The sequence below is a fragment of the Gordonia sp. NPDC003950 genome (genome assembly GCF_053605205.1).
Window position 1 is genome coordinate 142,238 of the sequence record NZ_JBSGIT010000007.1, and the last position, 25,800, is coordinate 168,037.

The 25,800-nt window shown below is 66.1% G+C and carries 25 protein-coding genes, 7 tRNA genes and 1 riboswitch; of the genes, 19 read left to right on the top strand and 13 right to left on the bottom strand.

What is annotated here, in order from left to right; genetic code table 11:
• Window positions 1–149 precede the first annotated feature (149 nt).
• The 9 genes from ACWETB_RS08205 to ACWETB_RS08245 form a co-directional block, all read right to left on the bottom strand.
• Complete coding sequence (locus ACWETB_RS08205; RefSeq protein ID WP_449744609.1) at window positions 150–575, bottom strand: DUF1622 domain-containing protein; 426 nt, start codon at window positions 573–575, stop codon at window positions 150–152.
• Window positions 576–584: 9 nt separating this feature from the next.
• Window positions 585–1,280, bottom strand: coding sequence for a class I SAM-dependent DNA methyltransferase (locus ACWETB_RS08210; protein ID WP_452210466.1), 696 nt, complete (start codon window positions 1,278–1,280; stop codon window positions 585–587).
• A 17-nt stretch (window positions 1,281–1,297) separates the two neighbouring features.
• The gene (locus tag ACWETB_RS08215; RefSeq protein ID WP_452210468.1) at window positions 1,298–2,071 is read right to left on the bottom strand and encodes a 3-oxoacyl-ACP reductase; all 774 of its coding nucleotides are present in this window, start codon (window positions 2,069–2,071) and stop codon (window positions 1,298–1,300) included.
• Window positions 2,065–2,161, bottom strand: a riboswitch (TPP riboswitch). It overlaps the preceding gene by 7 nt.
• 126 nt (window positions 2,162–2,287) lie before the next feature.
• Window positions 2,288–2,437 (bottom strand): hypothetical protein, encoded by a 150-nt coding sequence (locus ACWETB_RS08220; protein WP_449744606.1) that lies wholly within the window; start codon window positions 2,435–2,437, stop codon window positions 2,288–2,290.
• Between the two features lie 150 nt (window positions 2,438–2,587).
• Window positions 2,588–2,659 (bottom strand) — tRNA-Val (locus tag ACWETB_RS08225).
• 20 nt (window positions 2,660–2,679) lie between these two features.
• Window positions 2,680–2,752, bottom strand: a tRNA-Gly gene (locus tag ACWETB_RS08230).
• A gap of 137 nt (window positions 2,753–2,889) precedes the next feature.
• Window positions 2,890–2,964, bottom strand: a tRNA-Val gene (locus ACWETB_RS08235).
• 33 nt (window positions 2,965–2,997) lie between these two features.
• Window positions 2,998–3,071 (bottom strand) — tRNA-Cys (locus ACWETB_RS08240).
• 22 nt (window positions 3,072–3,093) lie between these two features.
• Window positions 3,094–3,166: transfer RNA gene (locus tag ACWETB_RS08245), tRNA-Gly, on the bottom strand.
• Window positions 3,167–3,475: 309 nt separating this feature from the next.
• Between ACWETB_RS08245 and ACWETB_RS08250 the strand changes: the two genes are divergently transcribed.
• Window positions 3,476–3,547 (top strand) — tRNA-Val (locus ACWETB_RS08250).
• A 33-nt stretch (window positions 3,548–3,580) separates the two neighbouring features.
• On the opposite strand, the gene ACWETB_RS08255 is transcribed toward ACWETB_RS08250, so the two are convergent.
• Window positions 3,581–4,777 (bottom strand): tyrosine-type recombinase/integrase, encoded by a 1,197-nt coding sequence (locus ACWETB_RS08255; protein ID WP_452210471.1) that lies wholly within the window; start codon window positions 4,775–4,777, stop codon window positions 3,581–3,583.
• Window positions 4,778–5,081: 304 nt separating this feature from the next.
• Between ACWETB_RS08255 and ACWETB_RS08260 the strand changes: the two genes are divergently transcribed.
• The 13 genes from ACWETB_RS08260 to ACWETB_RS08320 all read left to right on the top strand — a co-directional run bounded on the left by ACWETB_RS08260 (window position 5,082) and on the right by ACWETB_RS08320 (window position 17,036).
• Window positions 5,082–5,273: a helix-turn-helix transcriptional regulator gene (locus tag ACWETB_RS08260; protein ID WP_452210473.1), complete on the top strand. Its 192-nt coding sequence runs from the start codon at window positions 5,082–5,084 to the stop codon at window positions 5,271–5,273.
• Between the two features lie 374 nt (window positions 5,274–5,647).
• Window positions 5,648–5,941 (top strand): hypothetical protein, encoded by a 294-nt coding sequence (locus ACWETB_RS08265; RefSeq protein ID WP_452210475.1) that lies wholly within the window; start codon window positions 5,648–5,650, stop codon window positions 5,939–5,941.
• Window positions 5,938–7,485, top strand: a complete 1,548-nt coding sequence (locus tag ACWETB_RS08270) for a DUF3987 domain-containing protein (protein WP_452210477.1) — start codon at window positions 5,938–5,940, stop codon at window positions 7,483–7,485. Before ACWETB_RS08265 ends, ACWETB_RS08270 begins: the two co-directional genes overlap by 4 nt.
• A gap of 1,273 nt (window positions 7,486–8,758) precedes the next feature.
• Window positions 8,759–9,058, top strand: coding sequence for an HNH endonuclease (locus ACWETB_RS08275; protein WP_452210479.1), 300 nt, complete (start codon window positions 8,759–8,761; stop codon window positions 9,056–9,058).
• A gap of 134 nt (window positions 9,059–9,192) precedes the next feature.
• A complete protein-coding gene (locus tag ACWETB_RS08280) occupies window positions 9,193–9,447 on the top strand; it encodes a hypothetical protein (protein ID WP_452210481.1) in 255 nt (84 codons plus the stop codon).
• Between the two features lie 226 nt (window positions 9,448–9,673).
• The gene (locus ACWETB_RS08285; protein ID WP_452210483.1) at window positions 9,674–11,560 is read left to right on the top strand and encodes an HK97 family phage prohead protease; all 1,887 of its coding nucleotides are present in this window, start codon (window positions 9,674–9,676) and stop codon (window positions 11,558–11,560) included.
• Between the two features lie 72 nt (window positions 11,561–11,632).
• Entirely contained in the window at window positions 11,633–12,136 is a 504-nt protein-coding gene (locus ACWETB_RS08290) for a hypothetical protein (protein WP_452210484.1), read from the top strand.
• 246 nt (window positions 12,137–12,382) lie between these two features.
• Window positions 12,383–12,451: transfer RNA gene (locus ACWETB_RS08295), tRNA-Ser, on the top strand.
• Between the two features lie 84 nt (window positions 12,452–12,535).
• Window positions 12,536–13,300: a hypothetical protein gene (locus ACWETB_RS08300; RefSeq protein WP_449744605.1), complete on the top strand. Its 765-nt coding sequence runs from the start codon at window positions 12,536–12,538 to the stop codon at window positions 13,298–13,300.
• 423 nt (window positions 13,301–13,723) lie between these two features.
• The gene (locus ACWETB_RS08305; RefSeq protein WP_452210486.1) at window positions 13,724–15,424 is read left to right on the top strand and encodes an FUSC family protein; all 1,701 of its coding nucleotides are present in this window, start codon (window positions 13,724–13,726) and stop codon (window positions 15,422–15,424) included.
• A 187-nt stretch (window positions 15,425–15,611) separates the two neighbouring features.
• Entirely contained in the window at window positions 15,612–15,875 is a 264-nt protein-coding gene (locus ACWETB_RS08310) for a LuxR C-terminal-related transcriptional regulator (RefSeq protein WP_452210488.1), read from the top strand.
• Window positions 15,872–16,693 (top strand): CPBP family glutamic-type intramembrane protease, encoded by an 822-nt coding sequence (locus ACWETB_RS08315; protein ID WP_452210490.1) that lies wholly within the window; start codon window positions 15,872–15,874, stop codon window positions 16,691–16,693. The genes ACWETB_RS08310 and ACWETB_RS08315 overlap by 4 nt, the downstream gene beginning before the upstream one ends.
• A gap of 130 nt (window positions 16,694–16,823) precedes the next feature.
• Entirely contained in the window at window positions 16,824–17,036 is a 213-nt protein-coding gene (locus ACWETB_RS08320) for a hypothetical protein (RefSeq protein WP_452210492.1), read from the top strand.
• Window positions 17,037–17,378: 342 nt separating this feature from the next.
• On the opposite strand, the gene ACWETB_RS08325 is transcribed toward ACWETB_RS08320, so the two are convergent.
• The 3 genes from ACWETB_RS08325 to ACWETB_RS08335 all read right to left on the bottom strand — a co-directional run bounded on the left by ACWETB_RS08325 (window position 17,379) and on the right by ACWETB_RS08335 (window position 19,468).
• The gene (locus ACWETB_RS08325; protein WP_449742986.1) at window positions 17,379–17,672 is read right to left on the bottom strand and encodes a hypothetical protein; all 294 of its coding nucleotides are present in this window, start codon (window positions 17,670–17,672) and stop codon (window positions 17,379–17,381) included.
• Window positions 17,669–18,286, bottom strand: coding sequence for a recombinase family protein (locus tag ACWETB_RS08330; RefSeq protein ID WP_449742985.1), 618 nt, complete (start codon window positions 18,284–18,286; stop codon window positions 17,669–17,671). Before ACWETB_RS08330 ends, ACWETB_RS08325 begins: the two co-directional genes overlap by 4 nt.
• 303 nt (window positions 18,287–18,589) lie before the next feature.
• Window positions 18,590–19,468: a D-hexose-6-phosphate mutarotase gene (locus ACWETB_RS08335; RefSeq protein ID WP_452210495.1), complete on the bottom strand. Its 879-nt coding sequence runs from the start codon at window positions 19,466–19,468 to the stop codon at window positions 18,590–18,592.
• A gap of 65 nt (window positions 19,469–19,533) precedes the next feature.
• On the opposite strand from ACWETB_RS08335, the gene ACWETB_RS08340 reads away from it, so the two are divergent.
• From ACWETB_RS08340 to ACWETB_RS08360, 5 genes are all read left to right on the top strand, one after another.
• Window positions 19,534–20,958, top strand: a complete 1,425-nt coding sequence (locus tag ACWETB_RS08340) for a carboxylesterase/lipase family protein (protein WP_449742983.1) — start codon at window positions 19,534–19,536, stop codon at window positions 20,956–20,958.
• A gap of 136 nt (window positions 20,959–21,094) precedes the next feature.
• A complete protein-coding gene (locus tag ACWETB_RS08345) occupies window positions 21,095–22,534 on the top strand; it encodes a glycosyltransferase 87 family protein (protein WP_449742982.1) in 1,440 nt (479 codons plus the stop codon).
• A gap of 14 nt (window positions 22,535–22,548) precedes the next feature.
• Window positions 22,549–22,962 (top strand): TIGR02611 family protein, encoded by a 414-nt coding sequence (locus ACWETB_RS08350; protein ID WP_449742981.1) that lies wholly within the window; start codon window positions 22,549–22,551, stop codon window positions 22,960–22,962.
• Between the two features lie 167 nt (window positions 22,963–23,129).
• A complete protein-coding gene (gene thrS, locus ACWETB_RS08355) occupies window positions 23,130–25,217 on the top strand; it encodes a threonine--tRNA ligase (protein WP_452210498.1) in 2,088 nt (695 codons plus the stop codon).
• Window positions 25,210–25,797 (top strand): HIT family protein, encoded by a 588-nt coding sequence (locus tag ACWETB_RS08360; RefSeq protein WP_452210500.1) that lies wholly within the window; start codon window positions 25,210–25,212, stop codon window positions 25,795–25,797. The genes thrS and ACWETB_RS08360 overlap by 8 nt, the downstream gene beginning before the upstream one ends.
• Window positions 25,798–25,800 lie beyond the last annotated feature (3 nt).

Here is a 25,800-nt window from a genome sequence, read left to right on the forward strand (position 1 = left end):
CGCACGTGCAGTTGGGTCCGCAGGTGCAGTCGGGGTTGTCGCAGGCCGGGGCATTCACATTGTTGATCATGCATACAACGTTACGACACCAGTGATCGACAGGGACACCGTCGTTGGTCCCGAATTGCCGCGATCGATGCCGATCACCACTACTCGTCGGCGTCGCGGTGGGCCCGGGCCGCGCGTGCGTCACGGGCAACGGCATCGCCGACGACCTGCCCGCCGGAGGTGAGCAGCGCACGTCGCCAGGGAAGGACTCCCTCGATCTCGATCTGGATGGACATCGACAAGATGGTCCGGATCAGCACGATCATCCCGAGGATCGCAGCATCGGTGAGGGACGGTTTGGAAGTGATGGTCCGAATGAGGTCGGCGGCGACCAGGATCTCCAGGCCGAGCAGGATCGCACCGCCCAAGGTCGTCCGGAGCACGGAGAATGCGGCAGCGCCGCCTTCATGCCGCAGCAGCGAGCGGGCACTGAGCACCGCGGCCGTGGCAAATCCGAGAATCATCGCCGCGGCACCGATGGCCTCGAAGGTCACCGCGATGTCGGAGAACGTCTCCTCGATCTTCATGCGGTGACCTTACCGACGTCGTGCTCGGGACGCGGTGTACCGGTCGGTGCGGGAGGGGTTCGGCGGAGCAGGACTTCGGCGGAGGAGGAGATGGACGTGCGGAAAGCGGTTGTCGAGGTCGGGGCGGCTGACAAGACGCCACGACTCGGTGAAGCCGGCGGTAGCGGCGCTGTCGGTCAACGCATCCGGATGCCAGCGCCACGCAGGCGCGACGGCATGGTCGAACTCGTGCACTCCGGCTTCGTCACTGCTCTGCATTGCGACGAGGAGGATGGCACCAGCGGGCAACCGGCGATGCCAGTCGTCCAGTACCGCGTGAACATCGCCCGGCGGGAGATGAATCAGGCTGAAGCGGGAGATGATTCCGGCGGTGGCGTGGAGATCGACGTCGCCCAACCACGCGTCGCCGAGATCGAACCGAAGGTGTGGATATGCCCGGCGTGCATGCGCCAGCATCTGCTCACTAGGATCCACGCCGAGGACGTCGACGCCGTGATCGTTCAGATCGCTTGCGACATGCCCTGTCCCACAACCCACATCGACGACGTGCGCGCCCGACTCGGGCAGCTCGTCGATGAACATGCTGATCGCGTGCCGTTCCAACGGCGACGCGTATGCCGTCGGAAACCGTGTCGCGTACACGTCGGCGAGCGCGTCGTAACCGGGTTGGATGCGGTCACCGGGGCAGGTCCCGGAGGATGTCATGGCTCGTCCCGGTGTCGTCAGTCCTTCACCAGTCCGCCGTCGACCACCAGGTTCTGCCCGGTGACCGCGCGCGACCACGGCGAGAGGAAGAACAGGACGGCGTCGGCGAATTCGGCCGGCGTGGTCACCGATCGCAGCGGAGTCGCGGCCGCGATGGCGTCGAACACCTCGGGCGGCGTGGCGGAACTGGCGTCGGTGGTGCGCAGCAGCCCGCCCGAGACCATGTTCACCGTGATGCCATCCGGGCCGAGATCGGCCGACAGGGTGCGTGTGAGCGCCAGTAACGCGGCTTTGGCTGTGGTGTAATCGTGGTAGGGGACAACGGGATTCTGGACCAGGTTGGTGCCGATGTTGATGATGCGGCCACCGCCGGCTGCCCGCATCCCGGGGAGTGCGGCCTGCACCGTGTGGAGAGCGCCACCGACGACACCACGGAATTGGACGTCGAGCTCGTCGACGCTCAGATCGTCGGCGTGGGATCGGGCGTCGCCGTTGAACGAGTAGTCGGGCAGCGCATTGTTGACGACCGCGGTGATCGGATCGCCGAAATGGGTTGCCGCGCTCTCGATCAGCGATGCTACGGCCGCCCGGTCAGTGACGTCGGCGGGCAGTGCGATGGCATTGGTGCCGATCGTTGCCGCGAGTGCGGCCGCGGCATCGGCGCTGCGACGGTAGTTGATGACGACGCGGGCTCCCTGAGCGGCGACCGCCCGCACGATGTGGGCACCGAGCCCGCGGGCTCCACCGGTGACGAGTACGACGTGTTGGGAAAACGGCAACGCCACAGGCATTCTCAGACCATCCCTTCGCCAGTGCTAACTGGAGCAGGTTCGACGGGTGTGTTCTCAGCCGGCCGGACGCCGGCACCCCGTGTCGTAGGTCATCGAATCGTATTGCCGCGACGGATGCAACCTTCTCGTGTCACGTTCTGCGTGCGACCTTCTGCAGCGGTCGACAGAGACCGCCGGGCCGACGCAGTGCGGTGCGGCGAGGAGGTCGGCGGGTGATCAGACCCCGACGAGGCGACGGGATTCGATCCGTGCAACAGCGGCACGGAGTTCCTCGTCGCGGGCGCGGATGTCATCGACGCGGCGGGTGATGGGAAGCAGGTCGGTGATCACCTCGGCTCCACTGACGGCAACATCGTGGGTGGTCACCCATTCAAGGGTGTACTGCAAGGCGGCGCGGTCCATGGTCATCACTGATCTCGGGTAGCGGGTGGGCTGGGATCTTCTCGGGTCGGTCGCGCTCGGATGGGGCACGTCCGACCCAGCAAGAAACCCACTGCGATGAGTGGGTTTCTCTCGTGCGCGATACAAGGATTGAACTTGTGACCTCTTCCGTGTCAGGGAAGCGCTCTCCCACTGAGCTAATCGCGCGGGATATGAAATTTTGACCGAGCGGATGACGGGATTCGAACCCGCGACCCTCACCTTGGCAAGGTGATGCGCTACCAGCTGCGCTACATCCGCATGACGGCACGCGCGGAAACCGCTACGACGTGCTGCGCAACCATATTCGATGCCGTGGTGATAATCCAAATGCGCAGGCAACGGCGTCGCGGTGGGGCCCTCGGAATGAAAAAACCCGCCGGTTCGGCGGGTTCTCGTGGTGCGCGATACAAGGATTGAACTTGTGACCTCTTCCGTGTCAGGGAAGCGCTCTCCCACTGAGCTAATCGCGCGGGCTATGAAATTGGCGTGGAAATTGACTCCCTTGGAGGTGGCGACGGGAATCGAACCCGTGTGCACGGCTTTGCAGGCCGTTGCCTCACCACTCGGCCACACCACCAGAGGCGAGCTTGCTCGCACCGAGCGGATGACGGGATTCGAACCCGCGACCCTCACCTTGGCAAGGTGATGCGCTACCAGCTGCGCTACATCCGCATGCCCCGCGAGCGATCTTGTGGACCATTGTGCTCGCGATGCGGGACAGAACATTATCCGAACGTTACGGCGATGCCAAATCGCCTGGTCAGCGTCGCGTCCAGGGGAGTTGTGGCACAGGGTCGGCGCCGTTGCGGGTGTGCATGATGGGGTTCCAGGGGTTTCTGGATACGGACGTCGCGGACAACGCAGCTGCTGTCGGCGGCCCATGCGTCGCTGGTCGTCGTCGGTGTCAGGCGATTTGGGTAAACCGGCAACGGGCGTGTACTGTTCCTGCTCGTGCACCGACGCCCCAGAGCGTCGGAACACGGTCCCGTGGCTCAGTGGAAGAGCGTCCCGTTCACACCGGGGAGGTCGCTGGTTCGATCCCAGCCGGGACCACCCAAGAAACACCAGTTCAGAGGCCCTAACCGATCACTCGGGGAGGGCCTCCTCCGTTTCCGTGGACACGGAATGGACACGCTTCAGTTCCGCGGCCCTCTGCTCGGAGAGTTTCGTGGCCACGCGCTCCAGGTCATCGGGGAACAGGTCCGCGTACGTGTCCAGGGTCATGGAGGCCTTGGCGTGACCCAGCATCCTCTGGACCGCCTTCACGTTGGCCCCGGCCGAGATGGCCAGGGACGCGGCTGTATGCCGGAGGTCATGGGTGGTCACCACCGGGAACTCCGGAGTGGTGGGGTGGCCGTCGGAGGCCTCGGCCACCTCCTCGGCCCGGGCCTTGGCCGTGCGCTCCACGATTCTCTCCACGGCCGGGGCCAGGGTTCGGTGGCGCCAGTTCGACGCCCGGAGGAGGCCGCCCTCCTCGGCCGGGAACACGGGCGAATCCAAGGCCTTCCCGCGGACACGGGTGGCCATCATCTCGTCCAGGAACTCCGGGTAGGGGACGGTTCGACGGGCCTGGGTTTTCGGGGCCTTAATCGGGTTGGCCGCGTCGGCCTCGGTGACGGCCCGCTCCACGGTGATCCGTCGCCGGGTGAGGTCCACGTCCCGGGCGCGGAGGCCTGCGGCCTCTCCGATCCGGAGGCCGGAGTAACAGAGGAACAGAACGAGGTCATGCCCGCGGGGACCGGCCTCGGTGGCCAGTTCCTCCACCTGTCCATGGGTGAGGTAACCCCGTGATCGGTGGAGACGTTTGGGCGCCGACACGTCCGCGGCCGGGTTGGCGGCCAGGTTCCCGTCCGCCACGGCCAGGTGAAGAATCTGGCGGAGGACCCCCAGGGCGCCCTCAATCATCACCGCGGAGGTCCCGGCGCCCATCATCTCCGAGACCCAGGCCTCCACGTGTGACCGTTTGATCCGGCCGACAGGCGTTGTCCCCCAACGTGGTTCCACGTCATGGGAGTAGACACTCAGACGATTCCGCCGAGTCTTTGCGGCCTTGGCGTCCAGGCCCTTCTTCCAGGCCTCCGCGACGGTGGCCACGGTGATCCTCCCGGCCGAGGTGGCCACGAACCCGCCCGTGGACTTGGAGACCTCGGTGGTGTGCATGTACGCCCGGGCGTCCCGTTTGGTGGTGAACCCCCGTTTGCGGGTGGTGGACCCGTTGGGGAGTCGATACCGGACCTCGTACCGCGTCCCGGCCTGGGTCTCGTAACTCGTCACGTTCGCCATGGAGGTGAGTCTAGATCGGCCATCCGACGGGGCAATAAAGGTCACGATTCAGTAACGAAGGTAACGGAACGATAACGGGACTCTCGGAACTTCGTAATTCATTGGGGGAGTTCGGATTACGGGCGTGGACGCTCAAGCCGGCATCGTGTCACCTCCCGGGGGTCCCCTGACGGAATGCACCCCACCTCCCCGGGGGTGACGGGCATCCCGTTTGACATGAAATGTCAAGGGCGCGTGCATGTTTCACGGTTCGTGTGTTCAATGAGGCACGTCAACGCACACCACCGAAACAGGAGAACTCACCATGACCACCGAAGTGATGGACACCAAGGAGGCCGCGGCGTACGTCTGCTCCACGCCCCGGACCCTCGAACAGTTCCGGTACCTGGGCAAAGGGCCGAAGTATTACAAGCTGGGCCAGAAGGTTGTCTATCGCCGTTCGGACCTGGACGCCTGGTTGGACGCCCACGCGGTCACCCCGGAGGCGTCGGCATGACCACCGCCCTCGTCCTGGTCCTCCTGGCCGCCATCGCCTACCCGGGCGGCCTGGCCATCGGCACCCAGGCCCGGAGGTGGGCGCGGTGATCGGCCGAGACCTCCAGGCCCAGGCCGCCGCGATGAGGTGCGACCTATGCGGACGCCCAGGGATGGTTCGCCATCACGTCGGAGGCACGGCCTCGGTGATGGTCACCCACAAGTCCAGGTGCCCGAACAACCCCCGCGGCCGACGTTCGCGCTAGCGCCAACCCAACCCATGAGACCTCTAAGGCCTTACGGCGCAACGCTTTACATATCCAGGAGTCTCGAATGACCCAGAACGCCAGAACGGCCCCCAGCAGACCATCCGGGGACCGTTCCGAGAACTTCACCATGACCGAAGGTAACCACTCCGTCGGCACGCCTACCATACCGGACCGCGGTCCAATTCCGTGGATCACCGAGGCACTGAACGTCCAGGTCCCGGGCCTGGGCATCGACCCGGAATCCGTGTCGGAGGTCCGCCTCCGCGGTGGTTGCGGAACGTGTGACGCGGACACGGTGGTCCCGGTGGCCTACGTGGACGGCGCGTTCACCATCCCCTCCACGGGACGAGTCTCGGTGATCCAGGTGGAGCACGACGACTGGTGTCCCGTGCTGGCCCAGGCCAACGGGGGCGCCCGATGAAGCGCGACGATATGACCTGGATTGATCCGGTCAACCCGACGACCGAACCACCCCGGCGCGTGTTCCCCACCGAGGCCTTCCCCGAGGTGGCCGCGAAGTACATCACCGAACTGGCCGCCCACTTCCAGGTGGACAAGGCCATGCCGGGGACCGCGGTCCTGGCCGCGATGGGTTCGGCCCTCGTCGGCCGCGTGGAGGTGTCCGAGGACCGCCAAGAACCGGCCCTCATCTGGACGGCCGTGGTCGCCAAGTCCGGAGACCTGAAGTCCCCGGTGGCCCGGACGGTGGAGAGGGCGTTGGTCCTCCCGGTGGAGAAGGCCGCCCGCGATGCCGACGAGGCCCCGCGGGGCATGGACCGGGAGGCCGCCGAGAACAAACACGAGGACGCGGTGAAGGCCGTAAAGGAACTCGAACGGCGCCTGGCCCGTGAACGCGCCAAGGAGGACAACCAGGCCGCGGTGGAGGCCGCCGAGGCCGCCCTGGCCGAGGCCCGGGAGGCAGAACACGAACTCCGGGTCCGTCCGGTTCCCCGCCTCGTGGTGGACGACATGACCCCCGAGGCGCTCCACCAGCGCATGGCCGAGAACCACGGCCGACTCACGGCGTGGATTGTGGAGGGGACGGGCCTGTTCCACAAGCTGTCCGGCAAGGACGCCGCCAACGTGGCGCCATGGTTGGCCGCGGCCGACGGTGACCCCATCCGGGCGGCCCGGGTCACCGCGGACCGCCCGGACGTGGACTCCGCCCGACTGACCTTGTGCATGTTCGTCCAACCCAAGGTCCTGGCCGATGGCATCACGGGAGACGCGTTGTCCTACAACGGTTTCCATAACCGGTTCCTCTACGCGGCCCCCGTGTCCCACGCGGGGCGTCGGATCGCACGTCCGCCCCGTGTGGACGCCTTCACCGAGGGCAAGCTGGCCACCCGCCTCCAGGCCGTCACCCGCGAACTCTGGAACCTGGAGACGCCCCGCCTCCTCCGGTTGTCGGCCGACGCCCAGGCCCGGTTCGATGAACGGTTCCTGGAGGTGGACCGCGCCCAGGGGTCCACCCTGGCCGACGATGACCCGATAGCGGAGATGACCTCCAAACTCCTCGGGAAAACGCTACGGATCGCGGGCGTGTTCGCTCTCGTGGACAACCCCCAGGCCACCGAGGTGAGCCGGGAGTGGTTCCTCCGCGCCGAGGCCGTGGCGAACTTCTACCACGCGGAGGCCTGGGCCTTGTGGGGCCACATGCTCACCGCGTCCGGTGAGGCCCGCCACCTTGTCCGGTCCATGGCCCGCGTGGTCCTGAAGTACCGGGACAAGGGCGTGGTGACCTCACGAGACTTCAACCGCTACGGATCACGCCCATTACGGCGCCACCTGGCGGAGATGGTGTGCGGCGACACCAAGCGTGAGAACCCGGCCGAACTCATCTTCGCCGAGGCCATCCGTCACCTCATCGTGTGCGGGTGGATCGCCAACCCTGACGGCTATCGACGCCACAAGTGGGCGGTGTCCCCACGCCTCGGGGACTTCACCGTGGAGGACCTCACGTGAGCCGCGGCCAGTTGTCGGACGTTTGTCGGACGGTTGCGGACGGTTTGCGGACGTTTGTCGGACACCCCCACTCCGCGGGTTCACCCAGGTCAGACGTGGTTTCCGGCCACTTTGTCGGACGTTTTGGCCGTTTGCGGGGGTCCGCCTCGTTTTCACCACCGCCGCGGGCGCCTCTCCCACGCCTCCCACGCCCCCACTTGTCGGACGTATTTCACCAGGTGAGAAGTATTTTTTTGAACTTACTACTACTTCTTGTAGTAGACGGTGAATCGCTCTGGTGGGGCGGCGTGGGAGCGGCATGGGTGGACGTGCGGAACAACCCCCACCGGCGCGAACGTCCGACAAAACGCCCATCACCCCAGGTCATAGGGCATTTTCGACCGTCCGACAAGCGTCCGACAAACGTCCGACAGGAAACGCGTTTTCCCAGGTCACCGCGGACTATCGCCCGTCCGCGCATGTCCGCACAACGTCCGACAAACGTCCGACAACTGGCCCACGCCCCTCCGCGGGCGGGCGTGGAGCAGAGATTCCGGACCCCACCGAACCATCACCCAAGGAGTGAAATAGCGATGGCCACAACACAATCCACCGAGGCGGAGGCGAACCAGTGACCGGCCGCAACCGGCGCCCTCGTCGGCCCAAGGTGTCGCGGACGGCCGTTCTCGACGCCCTCGGGGTCTACCGGCCTGGGCCGGAACGGGAACCCCTTCTGGAGGCCCTCGGAGTCCAACGGCCTGGCATGTCCGACGAGGACCGGAAGGCCTTGGCCGAACAGGTGGTGGACGAATACGAGGGCCGGAGGTCCGCCCAGTGACCCGGGGACTCCACCGAATCCAACAGGACAAGGACGGGCCGGTGGCGTTGGCCGTCGCCATCCTCACCGGGTCCGCCAACCTCCGCGGGGCCGCATGTACCCGCAACCCGCGTCTGTTCGATCCGGACGTGTCGGCCTCGGCCCTCGGGTTCACCTCTCACCGGGACCGGGAGAAGGCCGTGGAGGCAACGTGTGTTTCATGTCCGGCCCGTGGTGCCTGTTGGGCGTGGTCCTCGGAACTCCCGTCCATGCGGATCACCGGACCCACCGCGGCCACCTCGGGCATCCAAAGCGTGATGAGGCCTCGGAGGCCACGCCCACCGCGCACGGCCACCCCCGAGGACCCCGCCGACGTTCCAGACCCGCCACGGCCCGCACGGCGCCGCGGAGCACGGTCCCGAGGCCGTCCCTCCATCCACCGCAACCGCTAGACCCCTACCCAAGGAGAAGAACATCATGACCACACGACGAGAACGGCCCATGGAGACCGGGGACCGCGCATACCGGAAGGTGCGCGCACGATTCCGCGCCCAGTGCGAGGAGGTGGGCGTCACCTGCCACCTCTGCGGCCAACCCATCGACTACACCGAGGACTCCCGGGACCCGTGGGAACTGGACCACTTCTACCCGCGGTCCACTCACCCCAAGCTGGCCTTGGACCCGGCCAACTTCCGCGCCGCGCACCGGTCATGCAACCGATCACGCGGGGACGCGACGGTGAAGCCAACCCTCGGCATCCTGTCCGAGGACTGGTGACCCCCGAGGGGTCCGGATCACAAACGAACGCCCCTCACGGAGCCTCCGCCGGTCAAGTTTCGTTTTCAAAACGCGCGCTTGACCAGCACGTTTCCCCGCCCCGATTGACCAGCACACACCAAGGAGAACCCCTCATGCGCGACATACAACGCGGTGACCGTGCCGCATCTCTGGCCGCCCGGATGATTCTGGCCCTCCAGAACGAGGACGAGGTGGCCGCCCAGGCCGTCCTGGCCGACTGTCACGACAACCCGGCCCAACTGAAGGACCTGGCGGTGACTCTCGGGGCCTTGGCCGCGGCGACCATCACCGACGGAGGCGCCCTGGCCATCGCCACGGTGGCCGCGGACAATCTGGCCTCCCCACCCCCGTCGTCGGGTTCCGTTTGATCTCCCGTGTCACGGAACAGGTTGGGACACAACCAGTTCCGTGACTCCGGGCGGGGCCTCGGGTAGGCTCTCAGTCGGAGCACGTCGCCAACCGGCCGCCACCCATGCCAGGGCATGGGCCGCGTAGTCCAGGTCCGCGAACGTCATCCGGCGCGAAACTCCCAGGGGGAGTTCATATCTCGTGTCCGCCGATTACTCCATCTCTCACACCCTAGGAGGGTGAATCGTGCATGTTCTGCACAAGAATTACGAACTGTCCGGCCTGAAAACGGCCGGGTTGGCCGACGGTGAGTTCATCGGTTGGGCCAGCACCTACGGCAATATCGACGCCCAGGGTGACCGGGTGGTGAAGGGCGCGTTCGCGGCCTCGGTGAAGTCGATCACCGACGGTGACGTTCTGCCGGTCCTCTGGGAACACGTCAAGAACGATCCCCGGATGCAGGTGGGCCAGATCAAGTCCGCCGAGGAGACCGACGAGGGCCTCCGCGTCCACGTCGCCCTGGACCTGGACACCGAGACCGGCCGTGCGGCCTACAAGGCCGTGAAGTCGCGCCGCGTGAAGTCGCTGAGCATCGGTTACGGAGTCCTTCAGGCCACCAAGGCCGCCGATGGCGCCCAGGAATTGAAGTCCCTGGACCTCGTGGAGGTGTCCCTGGTGGCCCGTCCGGCCAATGACCGGGCGACCATCACCGCCTCCAAGGCCGCCGACAAGGCCGGGACCCCGGCCCTCGTGAAGGCCCGCAAGGCCTCCGCGGAGTTGGTGGCCGACGACGAGACCACCGACGAGGACACCACGGAGATGACCGTGGGTGAACGTCTCGTGGCGTCCCTGGAGGCCGCCCTGGCCGCCGCCCAGGACCTCATCGACGCCGCCGAGGCCGAGGGACGAGACCTCACCGACTCCGAGGCGGAGTCCGTGGAGAAGGCCCATGGCCGCGCCCGCCGAAACAAGGCGGACCTGGAGGCCTGGGAGGCCAAGTCCCCGTCCGAACGCCACGGCCTCCAGTTTCTGGCGGACGTGATCGACGGACGGAAGTGCTCGGCCTCGGAGTTCACCGCCCGGTGGGGTACCTCGGAGTCCCCCGCCGACGCCCTCACCAAGTCCGTCTCCACCCCCCTCATCCAGACCACCAAGCACACCACCAAGGAGTTCCACATGGACACCAAGGACAAGTTCCTCCAGTTCGGTTCGGGCCGGAAGGCCGCGGCCCAGACCATCGTCGCCAAGATGCTCGGCACCGATAACGCCAACGCGTTCCAGGGCGGAAGTCTCCCCGGAACCAAGGCGCTGACCACCAGCGGCCAGGTCATCACCGATGTTCCGGTGGCCTCGGAAGTGATGGCCACCGGCCGCCCCGCGGTGTCCATCCTGGACGTGATCCCCACCAACCAGCGGTCCGGCCCGATGTACCGCTACATTCGCCAGACTTCGCGGGCCTTGGACGCCGCCGCAGTGGCCCCGGGCGCCGAGAAGCCGGTGAGCGCCATGGGCACCACCACCGTGGACGCCCAGGTGTCGGTCATCGCTCACCTGTCCGAACCCATCGACAAGTTCGTTCTGTCCGACGCGCCCCAGTTGGCCCGGTTCGTCCAGGAGGAGATGCTCTACGGCCTGGCCGTGGCCATCCAGGCCCAGGTCCTCTCCGGCGACGGAACCGGCGCGAACCAGACCGGCCTCCTGAACACCTCGGGAGTCCAGGTCCAGGCGTTCGCCACCAATATCCTGACCTCGATCCGGAAGGCGATCACCGCCCAGGAGAGCCTGGGTTACGCCCCGTCGGTCCTGGTCATCTCCCCGGCCGACTGGGAGGCCCTGGAACTGTTGGCCACCACCGACGCCGCCCTCTCGTACCGGGGTGTCCCCCTGGACCAGGGTGAACGGCGTATCTGGGGTCTCCGGGCGGTCCTGTCCACCAGCCTCCCGGCAAAGACGGCCTTGGTCCTGGACCCCAACGCGGTGAGCATCGACACCGTGGGCGGGGTGGAGGTCGAATGGGCCAAGGAGGCCGGGGACCTGTTCAGCCACAACCAGATTCAGGCCCGCGTGGAGACCCGTATCGGTGTCTCGGTGTACCAGCCCGCGGCCGTGGTGAAGGTGGCCACCGCCGCGTGATCCACTCCGGCCCAGGCCTCCACCATCGCGGGGGCCTGGGCCGGACCCCTTCTCTCACAAAGGAGTTGACCCATGGGCATCGGGAACCTCATCGGGGACGCCATCACCTTCATCGGTGGCCATCTGGAGGGTGAGAGTCACTCCACTGGCAACGGATACTCCGGCCACGTGGACCTCGTGGGGTCGAAAATCGCCCCGGACCCCACCCGCCTGGTCAGTTTCCGCAACGGTGGCGTCATCGGTGAGAGTCGCGCCCAGGTCAACGCCCGACGGGCCGAGGGGTCCCAGGCCAAACTGGCCGCCCTCCACCAACGTGGAGGAGGACCCAGCGGTCCCGGCCGCCGACAAGGCGGGGCCTCGGCACCCACCCGGAGGGGTACGGCCACAACTCACGCCCACCAGGGTGGGGGTTCACGGTCCCGGCCCGCCCACGGCATCGGGGACGGCCTCGTACTGGCCCCCGGTATCGGCATGGGCGGCCGAGGTGGTGGAGGAGGGCATCGACGCCCGGACGAGGTGGCGCCCGGAGTTCCCTGTCCATCGTGCGCGTCGGGTATCACGGTCCCGGTCCGATAGTCGGATATGCTTGTCCCACAACTTCATATGCTCGGAGATGCCCTCGGGCGTCATGCCGTGCGTCTCGTCGGAACCCTCGTCCTCACACCCCCGTGGACGGGGGTTCCGTCGTTCACGGGCGTGGAGGTCCTGGAGGGCGTTGGGAGGACCTGGCGTGGACACGGAATGGACACAAACTGTGTCCAAACGGAGTGATTCTGGTTGAACTCGATTGAGTGAATCCCCAGTTCAAGACTGGTACGCCCAGGTCCACGCGGTGGCGTTTTCCCGTTCACACCGGGGAGGTCGCTGGTTCGATCCCAGCCGGGACCACCAGGTTAGAGCGATATTTCGTTGTCTTGCACAACATTTGCACAACATCGACCCGGAAGCCGTCGTGGTGAAGGGAGTCGTCGACTCGTGGGCCACAAGCACGACATCGTGTTCACTGGCCTCATCCACCCGCAAGCAGGGAACTGGCGGCTAGATCACCCGATCAAGTTGGCTAGTGGTAGTCGACAGGTCGAGGTGTACTTCAATCGGTCCGCGTTTAACGTCCGGGTCACCTTCGAGGATGACTACCAAATCGGCAGTGGCAATGAGAACGACTCTGTTTGGCTCAATCCCATCTGGTACGAAGTCGAGGCGTCGGTTCGCGGCGTACTCTCTCTGGGATTTGTCCTTGCTGCATCTCTAGAGATCGAGATGACTACGGGCAGAGCCGACGTAGAGGGGTTCGTGGGTAGCAACACAACGATGCCAGCCTTCGCCCGAGTCGAGGGCGATCGTGTGGAAGCTGAACTGCTCGGGAGGTACCTCGCAGCTGTGGGCCAGAACGCGAACGTGAGGCACGCGCTTGCCGACATGCGGATGGCTCTCCGGCTTTCGATTGACACCGCCTTCTATTGCTACCGCGCAATCGAATGTCTGCGCCATGAGTTCGTACACCTCGAAGACGGCGATAAGACCGCGCCATCGTGGAGCAGGATGCACGCTGCTCTAGGCACGTCAAAAGCTGAGATGGACCCGCTCACGGCGCTGGCTACCGCGCGTCGCCACGGGGAGAGTCTTGCGCTCTCGCATGACGATCGAATCACTTGGCTCCGATGGGCGCGGGAGGTGGTGGCCAAGTACATCGAGGACTACTTGCCGAACGTCCGCGCTGTTGAATCTGGCCAGAGCTGACACAACACTGCCGCCCCGTTTCGATTGGCCTCGAAGTAGGGGCGGCGGTGTTGGTTTCGGGTGAGCGGGCGGTGAACCGATAAGACCGAGGCGCGCACGCCGCACGCCAAGCACGTTTCGCGGCGCGATGAGATCGGTCGGCGAACCGGCCGTCATGGCGACCACCGATCGGCCCCCGACGATCGCTACGCCGGCATCAACGCCTGTCGTTGTCCGAACAGGTCACCGAGAGGGCAAGGCGGACGATCACGGTGACCACCTCGTGCCGGGTTGATCGCCGGATCTCAGCGGTGTCGACGCCTTCCGGCGGCTTCTCGTACTCATCGGGTCGAGCCCGCGTGCGAGTTATGGTGAGTGCCGCCACGCGCCGACGTGCCGTGCGGGCACTGTTCCTGCCGGGTGACATGCCTTAATCTGCCGGATATGTCGGCCGTCAGCGCAGCATTGGTCGCGGCCTTCCGGCCGTCGGGTGCTCCGTTCGCAGTGTCCGGGGCCGTGCGCGCCCTCGTTGCGGGTGGAACGCTGCTGCTCCTCGGTTGGGCCATCGGCGACTGGGACAAGCTGGGTGTTGCGTATCTCGGTGCGGCGTGTTCGGTCGCGTTCGTGATCGGCGACTCGTATCGGGGTCGGCTGACCGGGCTCCTCGCGCAGGCCTCGGGTGCGGTGATCGGGATCGGCATCGGTGGATGGTTCGTCGATGGCCCTACGGCAATGATCGGGCTGGCCGCGTTGGCCGGAGCGGTGTCGGGCCTCGTCGGAGCGGTAGGCCCCGCCGGGCCCGCGTTCGGCATGATGCTCAGCATCGGTGTCGCCTTCGGACAGTTCGGCGGGTCCCATCTGGCTCCCGGCGTCCAAGCCCTCTGGTACCTGATCGGCGTGCTGGTTGTCGGGTTGGTGCACGTCGCGGATTGGCCCTTTCGTCGGGGTGCGGTCCAACGCCGTGCCGCAGCCGGTGTCCGCGACACGGCAGCCGAGGTGTGCCTGGCGATCGGTCAGGGGGACGCCCGTGCCGCCCGCACCCGCATGGCAGCAGCATCGGCGCAGTCACGAAACGCCGGATGGGATCCGGCAACGGAGGGCATCGCCTACGCAACGGCCGCACTGTACGCGGAGCGGCGACGCGTCCCGGTCGAGGTCGCGGACGCCCTCCACACGGCAGCCGAGCAACTGCGTGCCGGGCAGCCCCAGGAGGTGGTCACCGATTGGCCTCCGACGACACCGGGATTGCGGGCAATGACCCAAGCCCTGACCGTGGATCGCCAAGAACCGTCGCCAGCCAAGGATCGCCGTCGGATCACGTTGGGGCCGTTGGTGACCCGGGAATCGATGACCAACGCGATCCGCATGGCCCTATGCCTGGGTGTGGCCACGGCGGTGACCCTCGCCGCCCACGATCCGCGCCACTCGTTCTGGCTGCCGCTCACCGTGGCGGTGATCGTGCGCCCGGAGTACGCCTCGATCGTCGTACGAACGGTGAACCGGGTCGTCGGCACCCTCGGCGGGGCACTCGTCGCGGCGGCGGTGCTGACTCTGTGGGACACCGGATTCGCGGTGGCCGCAATTGCCTCGGTAGGCCTGGCCTTCGCCGTATTCACCGCGCCCAAACTGTACGGCCTCAACGTCATCGGCGTCTCGGTGTCTGCGATCCTTGCGTCCTCGATAGGCGGCGCGGACATCGTCGCGCCCGCGATCCGGGTGCTCGACACCGCCGTCGGAGCGCTCATCGCAGTCATCTTCGGTTACCTTCTGTGGCCGGGTGCTCGACGACTCCCACAGCAGGCTCGCATCGACGACGGAATCGACGCGGCCACCGTCTACCTCAATGATGTACTCGGGCCGGGAACTGTGCGGGATGCGTTCGTCCGCCACCGCGACGACGCCTACCGGCTGGCGCACAGATCGAAGGCGGCATGCCTGGCGGCCTTTGCCGAGCCGCCACCGGTTCCCGCGCGGGCCCGGGAAATGCTGCCATTGGCAATCGAATTGGAGGAGATCGTGGACCAGATCACCCAGCTCGCGCTGGCCGCCAACGGCGCCGATTCGCCGCCACAGGCGAGCGTGGACCGGACCCGCCGCCGCCTCGACAAGCTCCGCGCCGCGGTTGTGGCGACCGCGACCTCATGAGAGCGCCGAGCTCGCGGCCGCCGTCCCGGCAAGTCTACTGAGTTCATAAGTCCTTGAGTCCGTCCACCGGGGCATGCAGAGGCCTTGCGGCCCAGCGGCCGACGTCGTTCGAGCAGTTCACGAAAGCGCGTCACCACGCTCAACGCCGACCGGGGGTCATGCCCTATCTCACGGCGGTCCACGACGAGTGTCCCGCCGCATCGCCCGACCGCACCAAGCACGACGAGTCACCGCACTGGCGGCGTTAACCGATCAGGAGGCTGACGTGGTGACTTTGGCGACGGAGGGCAAGACCAACAACGAGATGGCCTCGACATTGTTCGTGAGCGTGAAGGCAGTCGATCAGAACCTGGCGATCGGCCGTGCCGATCACTGGATGTGTCTCGCGAGCAATCGTCAAACCTCACCGCTCCAGAGGAGGCGAGGTCAAGCGTTTATTCTTGCGCAGTGAATGCACCGAAACGCGGGGCTCCGGCACGGGGAATTGCCGGCCGCCGCCTCACCTACCTGGCTTTCGCTGTGATCGTCGTCGCCTATCTCGCGATCATCAAGGTCAGCGGCACGCTAATCGGCCGCTGGGCTGACGAGGATGACATGCTGACCACCCGAGGGGTGGTCTTCACCATGCTGATCCCGCTCGGGCTTTCCGTCATCTTCACCTACGGTGTCATCGCAGCGCTCGGGTGGTGGCGGCCGGTGATGAGGGACGATCGCCCGGTAAACCGATGGGTCTGGGTCGTGCTCGCGATCCTCCTCGGCGCGATCCTGCTGGGAATCAATTACAGCGCGCTGTCGGAGAAGGGCTGGCTGTTCATTATCTGTCTGGTCATCGCCACGCAGTTCGTCGGTTGGGGTGAAGAAGGCATGTTTCGTGGTATCGGCGTGACAGTGCTGCGCCAACACGGTCTCCGCGAGGGGCAGGTCGCCTTGTGGTCCAGCCTCATCTTCGGCGTGGTGTACCTGTCCAACGCCTTCACCGGCGGCGGCGCCGGCTCGATCGCCCAGGCCGCCATCGTCAGCGTCGCGGGGTACTTCTTCTACCTCACCCGCCGCGTCTCGGGCAGCAACGCACTCAACTCAGTCATGCACGGACTCTTCGACTTCTCGCTGCTCACCGGGGCCGCCATCCTTCTGAACCAACAGGCGTACCTCGGCACCTTCGCCCCACTGCTGGCCTACCCGATCCTCGCGATCGTTTTGCTCGTGAAGCGGAGGAGCATCGAACCCGCCGACCGCGCCATTGACGACACGGTAGCGTCGGACGCCTAGCCCGCGCCTTTCCCGGCGCGTGGTGAACCGCCCGGGGTTTGTAGGGTTTGTCGGAGGCTCTCGAACCTGTGAAGGATGGAGAGGCAGCTCCTCGGAAGTACAGCGTTGAGCTGAACGAGCGGCAACGTGGATGGCGGTGGAAGCCTGTCAGGACCCGGCCGCGATGCCGGAAGTGCTCAAACGGATCGCTGATCAACCCGGCGCACATCCTGAAGCGCTGCGTATGTGGGTCAAGCAGGCTGAGGTCGATGGCCGGGTGCCCCCGGGCACCGGCACCAATGACGCCGAACACATCGCGCAAGTGGAACGGGAGAACCTCGTGTTACGGCGGACACGATCGTGAAGCAGGCGATTGATATGTAGTGATCGGCGAGTCGTTGCCGGCATCGCCGGGAGGTCAACTGCCCACACCTAATCCATCTTCCGACCGGGAGCGCAGATACCGAGCCATCCGGTACACCGAACGTCTCGTCGAAGCTGATGCAGCGACTTCTGTTGGCTTTAAAGGTGATTGCCTACGCGATGCGATGGCCTTAGGGGCTCAACTCGTTGTTCAAGCCGAGCGCATCCGCCACCACCCGGTCCGCACCATCCTCAATCTCGCAGGTCCGAGTCGCATCGACTTTGCAATAGCCCGGTGGCCTCCCGCTCGACGGTGCATGAGCAGCCGCTGTCGGCCCAGGAGTCAGTGCCTCGACTGCCGCCGGAATCCGTACAGGGCGGCACGGTAGCCGCGTTCATAACTCTGCTTGATGTCGGGGATCCGGCCGTCGGACAATGCGGTTGCGGCGTGATGTGTGGCCCAGGCGCGCGGCATCGACGCGAGATAGCTTGCGGCGTCATCATATCCGCGCTGGAACTCCACGGCGTCGACGGTCGGATCGGCGAGCGTGGGATCGGCGAGTGCGCTATCCGTCCCGACCGACTTGGCGTTAGGGAAGGTGGGTAGGGACAGGACGCGGGGCCCGCTCGTGGTCATCGTGTGGTCCTCTTCTCGGCGAGTGTTCGATACAGGGTGGCGCGGCTCACCCCGAGGGTGGCCGCGATCGTGGGCACGGGATCTCCCTTGGCGCGCATACGTTTCGCGAGTTCCACCTGATCGTCGGTGAGAACACGCGGGCGGCCGAGGGACGGACCACCGTGGCCGGGAGCGCGGATGCGGGCACGTCCGCGTGCGGCGTGGGCCTCCTCGTCGACGACGGCCAGCGACGCCAGAACTCCGACGATCATCGCGCCCGCGTCGTCGGCGGTGGTCAGTCGTTCACGTAGAGCGCGGACCCCGAGTTCGCGCGCGGCGAGGAGGCGAAGCGTCGACAAGACCTCCGGCGTGGTGCGGCCGAGGCGGTCGATCCCGATCACCACGACGGTGTCGCCGGCGCGCGCGTAGTCGAGGAGTGCGTCAAAGCCTGGCCTCGGCGCGTCGGGTGCACCGGCACGCGTTTGGTCGGTGTACACGCGGGCCGGTGGCACGCCGCCCTCGACGAGTGCGTCGATCTGGGATTCGAGTGTGGAGTCCGCCGACGACGCATCCGTACCCGCGCGCGCATAGCCGAGCATCATCCCGGCGGGCGCCGACGGGCCGATGGAGGTCATGACGCAGACTCTATCTCAAAAGGCTGCGACTCGATAACGCGACACAGCAACTTATGAGACAAGCGGGTGCACTCGACTCGCTGCTGTTGATTACTCTCCGAGAGGAGTACTGCCTGCTGTCATCAAACCTGTAGGCGCCGAAACATCCGACTCTCCGTGACGTCGGTTGTCGCATAAATATCCATCGTATTGAGCAGCTGAGTTATGAGATTTACGGCACGCGGATATAGCCCGAGACGCCTGACGAGGCACTACCCCGGCCGGTCATGGCCGATGGGCTGATGGTTCGGTCCGGAGCCGAACTCAGTGCGTCGTCAGTTCTGACACCGAGATTCTCTGCCACATCGAGTGTGTGTCACCGGCCGGCACCCGCACGGCGTCCGGGCCGACGTTCGCTGCCTCCACGCACACGAACTCGCGCCAGTGGGTGCCGACGTCGGCCATGTCCGCGGCGCTCGCCTCGCCGGGGTTCCAGACGACCGCGCTGCGCGCGGACCGTGCCGTCACCGTGATGGCCCTGCGAAGGCCCGGATCGATGAGTCGATAGCGCCCGCCGGCGCCGGGATACACGCGGTCGCTGCGTGGGAGGTCGCGGGGGAGGGACCAATCACCCTGTTGCTCATGGGATCTCATACCGTCGAACTTGTCCAGATAGGCCAGTCCGGATAGGCCTTCCACGCGGATCCGGGTGGCGTCGGAGACCTGGAAGTAGTTGTGAAAGGCCTGGGTGATCGTGGCCGGCTCACTTCCGGGATTGTGGGTGTGCATGCCCGACTCGAGATGGGTACCCACATGAATCGTCATCCGCAGGCCGAGGCCGAGGTGGTCGAGGCCGGTGGGCGCGAGTTCCAGATCGACGCCACCCGAATCGGTGCGTCGACCATCGATCAGCGCCCACGTCGCGGTACGCGCATAGCCGTGCGACGGGACGTCACCGGTCTGACCCTCCCGCGCGAAGTACGGCCAGCACAGCGGCACACCACCGCGAATCGGTGTCGGCAGCGCGGAAAGCTGCGGCGACACCCACAGCACATCGGTGTCGGATCCGGCCGGAACAAAGGAGATCACCTGTCCGCCGAAGACGGCGATCGCCGCGGTGGCGTCAGTGGTCTCGATGCAGAAGGCGTCGAGGCCATGCACCGTTCCCCGGCGCACGCCGTCGATGTCGACTGAAGGGTTCACCGGTTCAGCGTGGCACAACCTGACACGGAACACCCCGTACTCGTGATCGCGTAGCGTCGATCACTGTGACCCACATCGACGTCCAGGCTCCCGTTGTGACCACTTCCACCGGTCGGGTATCCGGCCTCCTCGACGGCGGGATTTCGTCCTACCTCGGAATCCCCTATGCCGCACCGCCCATCGGGCCTGCGGCGTTCGCGGCGCCGCTGCCGCCGATCGTGTGGGACGGCATCCGGCCGGCCACCGACCACGGTCCGACCGCCCCACAGGTCGGATATCCCGCACCGATCGCGGCGCTCCTCGACAACGTCATCGTCGCGGGTGACGACTACCTGAACCTCAACGTCTGGACCCCGGATCCGGGCGCGAGTGGACTACCTGTGATGGTGTGGATCCACGGCGGAGCGTTCATCCGCGGCTCCAATCGCATCGAGATGTACGCCGGCGACACGTTCGCGCGTGACGGCGTCGTCTGCGTTGGGATCAACTATCGCCTCGGGGCGGTCGGGTTCGCATCCATCGACGGGGCGCCGGAGAACCGTGGGTTGCTCGACCAGCTCGCCGCACTGCGATGGGTGCGCGACAACATCGCCGCCTTCGGTGGCGATCCCGACAACATCACGGTCTTCGGCGAATCGGCCGGAGCGATGAGCGTTGCGTCGCTACTGGCGTCGCCGATGGCCACCGGGCTGTTCACCCGGGCGATCATGCAGAGCGGTAACGGGTCCGCCGCCGCAGACCCGGCCGACGCCCGCAAGCTCACCGCTCGAATGGCCGCCGTTCTCGGTGTCGACGCCACCGCCGAAGCATTCGGGGCACTCGGTATCGACGCGCTGCTGAGTGCGCAAACCCAGGTGGCACTGGAACTCATGGTCAACCCCGACCCCGAACTCTGGGGCGAGTCGATTGTGGCGACGGGCATGGGGATCATGTCGCACTTCCCGGTCGTCGACGGCGAGGTGCTCACGGCAGTACCCCACGAGTCGATCGCGGCCGGGTCGGGCGCCGACCTCCCGCTGCTGGCCGGGTGGAACGCCGACGAGTTCCGGTTCTTCATGGTTGCCACCGGGGGCGCGGGCGCCGTCACCGAGGAGGCCGCCTCGGCGATTCTCGGACGCAGCCATGGCGGCCTGGAGTTTCTGCGGTCTCGGCTCGACGTCGGTGTGACTCCCGGGGACGCGGTCAGCGAGGCGCTGACGGCTCGCGCGTTCTCGGCACCGACGACCGCCATCGCCGCCACTCGCCCGAAGGGGTCCACCCACCTGTACGAATTCGGCTACCGCAGTCCGCAGGCCGACATCCAGGCCGGTCACGCGGTGGAGATCCCATTCGTCTTCGATCACCTCGCAGCCGCACATCCGCTGGTTGGTCCCGAACCCGATCAGGGTGTTGCGGACGCCATGCACCGCGCGTGGGTCGACTTCGCGATCGGCGGTGACCCAGGATGGTCTGGATACCGGAGTTCGGCTGACATCAAGCATTTCGGCTGACATTCACCGGCTCGCGGACCCTGGATTTCGGAGAAACCCACTGATTTCCGGCAATTCCCGGCGGAATTCTCCGGCAACCGGAACGCCACGACGATATGTGTTCTGAGCTGCGCGGTAAGCGTCGTACGGTAGTGGCATGTCGGTCAACCGCACCACATCCACCGACCGCGGGAATCGCCGATCGATCGGCTGGGGGCTGGTCGTCAGTGGCGCGGTCGTCGCCGTAGCGGTCGTGATCTGGCAGGTCACCGTCATCCCGCACTCGAATCCGTTCTACGGGCTGTTCCACAACATGACCGACCTGAAGGTGTACCGCGCCGGCGCGGACACCGTCGTCCACGAGACTTCGCTCTACCAACACCCGGTGTGGTCTCGGCTGGAATTCACCTATCCGCCGTTTGCCGCAGTGGTGTTCGTGCCTTTTGCCCTCATGTCCCTACCCGTGGCGAAGATTGTGTGGTGGGCCGCGATCTATCTCGCACTGGTGGCCGTCGTGATCCTGGGATTCCGGTCGCTGGGATATCGGGCCGATCGTCGTCTGTGGCTGTTCGCGTTGGTGGCGGCCGTGTCGGTGACGGCACTCGAGCCTGTGCGAACGACCATCTGGCTCGGTCAGATCAACATCTTCCTGATGTTGATCGTTCTCGCCGACCTCGTCTTCTGCGACCTGCGGAAACCTCGCTCGAAGCTGCGTGGCGCAGGCGTGGGCATCGCCGCCGGACTCAAACTCACCCCGGCATTCATGGTGGTTTACCTCCTCGCGGTGCGGCGGTTCCGGGCCGCCGTGGTTGCGGGCGCTGCGTTTCTCGCGACCGTTGTCGTCGGCTTCATCGTCATCCCCGGCGACGCCCTCGATTACTGGACCGACTACGTCGGTGGTGCGTCGCGGGTCGGGCGGGTCGATTCGCCCGCCAATCAGTCGGTGAACGGATTTCTGTCGCAGTTGTTGGCCTACTTCGACATCAGCCGCTTCCGCCACGCCTATCCCGACGGGGGGACGGTCTACGAAGCGCCGCCGTGGCTCTGGATTCCGATCGCGCTGATCGCCGCCGTGCTCGGGCTCTGGGCAGCGGTGGTCGCCTACCGCCGGGGGTGGCGACTGCTCTCGGTCACGATCGCCGCGATGACCGGGGCGACGGTTTCACCGTTCTCGTGGGGGCATCACTGGGTGTGGTTCGTACCGTTGCTCGTGGTCGCCGTCGAGGCTGCCTATCGAGGTACGCGGGACGGCCGTGGTCGCTGGTGGTGGTGGCTGGGCCCGGTGGGCATCGCTGTGTGTTCGTTTGCGTGGTCCTACAACTGGTGGGACAGCGGGCCGTATCACGGCTCCGATCACGCCATCGCGATCGGCGTGTTCATGATGCCGCGCTGGGCCGATGTGCACTGGTACGACTCACTCGCCGTGGTGGCGTATTCGGGTGCCTATCCGGCGGTTCTGCTCGGGACGATCATCGTCACGCTCGTCGTCGCACACCGCGGCGCTCCCGGTTGTGTCGGCACCGGCTCCGGTGAGGGCCCGAACCCCGACATCACCGACGATCCCGGCCGCTATCCTGGAGTCCCCACCACGACATAGGAGGACAGCCGACAGTGCGGGCCTGGCAACGACTCCGGATCTGGGCGCGCAAACGCCGCTACATCGTCCGGCGCGATCCTCGGCTGAATCTCACCTATCGGATCTCCGTCGGAGTGCTCGGTGCCCTGGTCCTGGCCGTCGGCATCTTCGCTATCCCGTATCCCGGTCCCGGGTGGGTCATCGTGTTCATCGGTCTCGGCATTCTCGCGTCGGAATTCGACTGGGCGCACCGCCTGCTGAAGTTTGCGCGCGCGAAATACGACGCGTGGATCGAGTGGATGAAGCGGCGGCACTGGTCGGTCCAGGGTCTCCTCGGGCTGGGAACCTGCGCCGTCGTGGTCGGCTCGCTGTGGATGCTCGGCGTGTTCGGGACGCTCGCCGGATGGTTCGACGTCAATGCCGGGTGGGCGCAGAGCCCCATCCTGTGAACCCGGCCCGTGGGCGAGCGGGTCGAGTCGGTGTCGCGTACCGCGGCTGGTGAATTCCGCCCATCCGGTGGCAAACCGGGGTACCTCACGCGGATACGATCAACGTCGAACCGCAAAGTCGCCGGTGCGTGAGTGAACGAACCGGCCCTGTATCGAGGAGCGTCCCCGTGCCCGACGATGTCACCGTGAGTCACCCAGCCACCGTGCGTGTGCCTGCCGGGACCACCGCGGGCACCGCGCTGCGTGAGCACGACCTGCCCAACAAGGGGCCCGAGGCCATCGTCGTGGTGCGCGACGCCGCCGGCGACCTGCGGGATCTGTCGTGGACGCCGGAACTCGACACCGACGTCGAACCCGTCGCCGCCAATACCGAGGCCGGGCGCTCGGTCATCCGGCACTCAACCGCCCACATCCTCGCCCAGGCCGTGCAAGAGCTGTTCCCGGAGGCCAAGCTGGGGATCGGACCGCCGATCAAGGACGGCTTCTACTACGACTTCGAGGTCGCCGAACCCTTCACCTCCGACGATCTCGCCGCGCTCGAGAAGAAGATGAAGCAGATCATCAAATCGGGTCAGCGGTTCTCTCGCCGTGTCTACACCTCCAAGGACGAGGCGCGGATGGAGCTGGCCAAGGAACCGTTCAAACTCGAGCTCATCGACGACAAGGGTGCCGCCGCCGACAGCGAGGTCATGGAGGTCGGCGGGGCCGAACTCACCGCCTACGACAACCTCAATCCCCGCACCGGAGAACGCATCTGGTGCGACCTGTGCCGTGGTCCGCACGTTCCCACCACCAAGTACATCGCCGCATTTCGGCTGACCCGCAGCTCGGCGGCGTACTGGCGCGGTGACCAGGCCAACGCCGACCTGCAGCGCATCTACGGGACCGCGTGGGAATCGTCGGAGGCGCAGGACACCTACCTCGAGTTGCTCGCCGAGGCCGAACGGCGCGATCACCGCAAGCTCGGTGCCGAGCTCGACCTGTTCAGCTTCCCCGACGAACTCGGATCGGGGTTGCCGGTTTTCCATCCCAAGGGCGGGATCATCCGCACCGAGATGGAGGACTACTCGCGTAAGCGGCATATCGAGGCGGACTACGAATTCGTCAACACCCCGCACATCACCAAGGGCCATCTGTACGAGGTGTCCGGACACCTCGACTGGTACGCCGAGGGCATGTTTCCTCCGATGCAGCTCGACGCCGAGTACAACGAGGACGGTTCGGTCCGCAAACCGGCGCAGGACTACTACCTCAAGCCGATGAACTGCCCGATGCACAACCTGATCTTCGGTTCGCGAGGTCGGTCCTATCGTGAGCTCCCGCTTCGACTCTTCGAATTCGGCACGGTGTACCGCTACGAGAAGTCCGGCGTCATCCATGGCCTGACCCGGGCTCGCGGTTTCACCCAGGACGACGCGCACATCTATTGCACCCGCGAACAGATGCGCGATGAGTTGCGCTCGTTGCTGACCTTCGTCCTCGACCTGCTCAAGGATTATGGCCTCGACGATTTCTACCTGGAGTTGTCGACGAGGAATCCCGAGAAATCCGTCGGCGACGACGCCACGTGGGACGAGGCCACCGAAACCCTCGCCGAGGTCGCCCGGGAATCGGGGTTGGATCTGGTGCCCGATCCCGGTGGTGCGGCGTTCTACGGGCCGAAGATCTCGGTGCAGGTGAAGGACGCGCTCGGGCGCACCTGGCAGATGTCGACCATCCAGCTCGACTTCAATCTGCCCGAGCGATTCGGTCTCGAATACACCGGTGCCGATGGCGGCAAGCACCGCCCGGTGATGATCCATCGCGCCCTGTTCGGCTCGATCGAACGATTCTTCGGCGTTCTCACCGAGCACTACGCCGGCGCTTTCCCGGCCTGGCTCGCGCCGGTGCAAGTGGTGGGTATCCCGGTCGCTGAAGCGTTCGTCGATCACCTGCAGGCGGTGATCGCCGAGCTGAAGAAGCGCGGCATCCGCGCCGAAGTCGATTACTCTGACGACCGCATGCAGAAGAAGATCCGCACCCACACCACCGGAAAGGTGCCGTTCATGCTGCTCGCGGGCGAACGCGACGTCGCCGCCGGCGCGGTGAGCTTCCGATTCCGCGACGGTACCCAGGTCAATGGGGTGCCGACGGCGCAGGCCGTCGACGTCATCGCCGAATGGGTGGCATCGCGACGCAACGAGTCACCGAGCGGGGACCTGATCCTCACCGACCCGACCTCCGCCGACGAGGCGGGTGGGAGCACCGATGGCTGACGACGCGGGCGAGTCCGGGTCGACGATCCGGGACTGCGGTACCGGCGATCCGGACCGGCTGCAGCGGCTGTGGAGTCCGCATCGGATGACCTACATCACGGCCGATCCGCCGGCGACGACCTCGTCCGGCCATCCGTTCCTCGACATCCCCACCATGAGTGACGAGGACGGGTTGATCGTGGCCCGCGGTGAGCACGTGTATGCGGTCCTCAACCTGTACCCGTACAACCCGGGGCACACCATGATCGTCCCGTATCGGCAGGTCGCCGACCTGGAGGCACTGACCCCGGGGGAGTCGGCGGAGTTGATGGCGTTCACCCAGCGAATGATCCGCATCATCAAGTCGGTGTCGAATCCGAACGCGTTCAACGTGGGACTCAACCTCGGCTACGCGGCCGGCGGGTCACTGGCCGAACACCTGCATCAGCACATCGTGCCTCGGTGGGTGGGTGATGCGAATTTCATCACCGTCGTCGGTGGGGCCAAGGTGATGCCGCAATTGCTCCGCGACACCCGCGCGCTGCTCGCCGACGCATGGACCGCGCACGCCGACACCGCCGACACGGGAGAACAGCGATGAGTC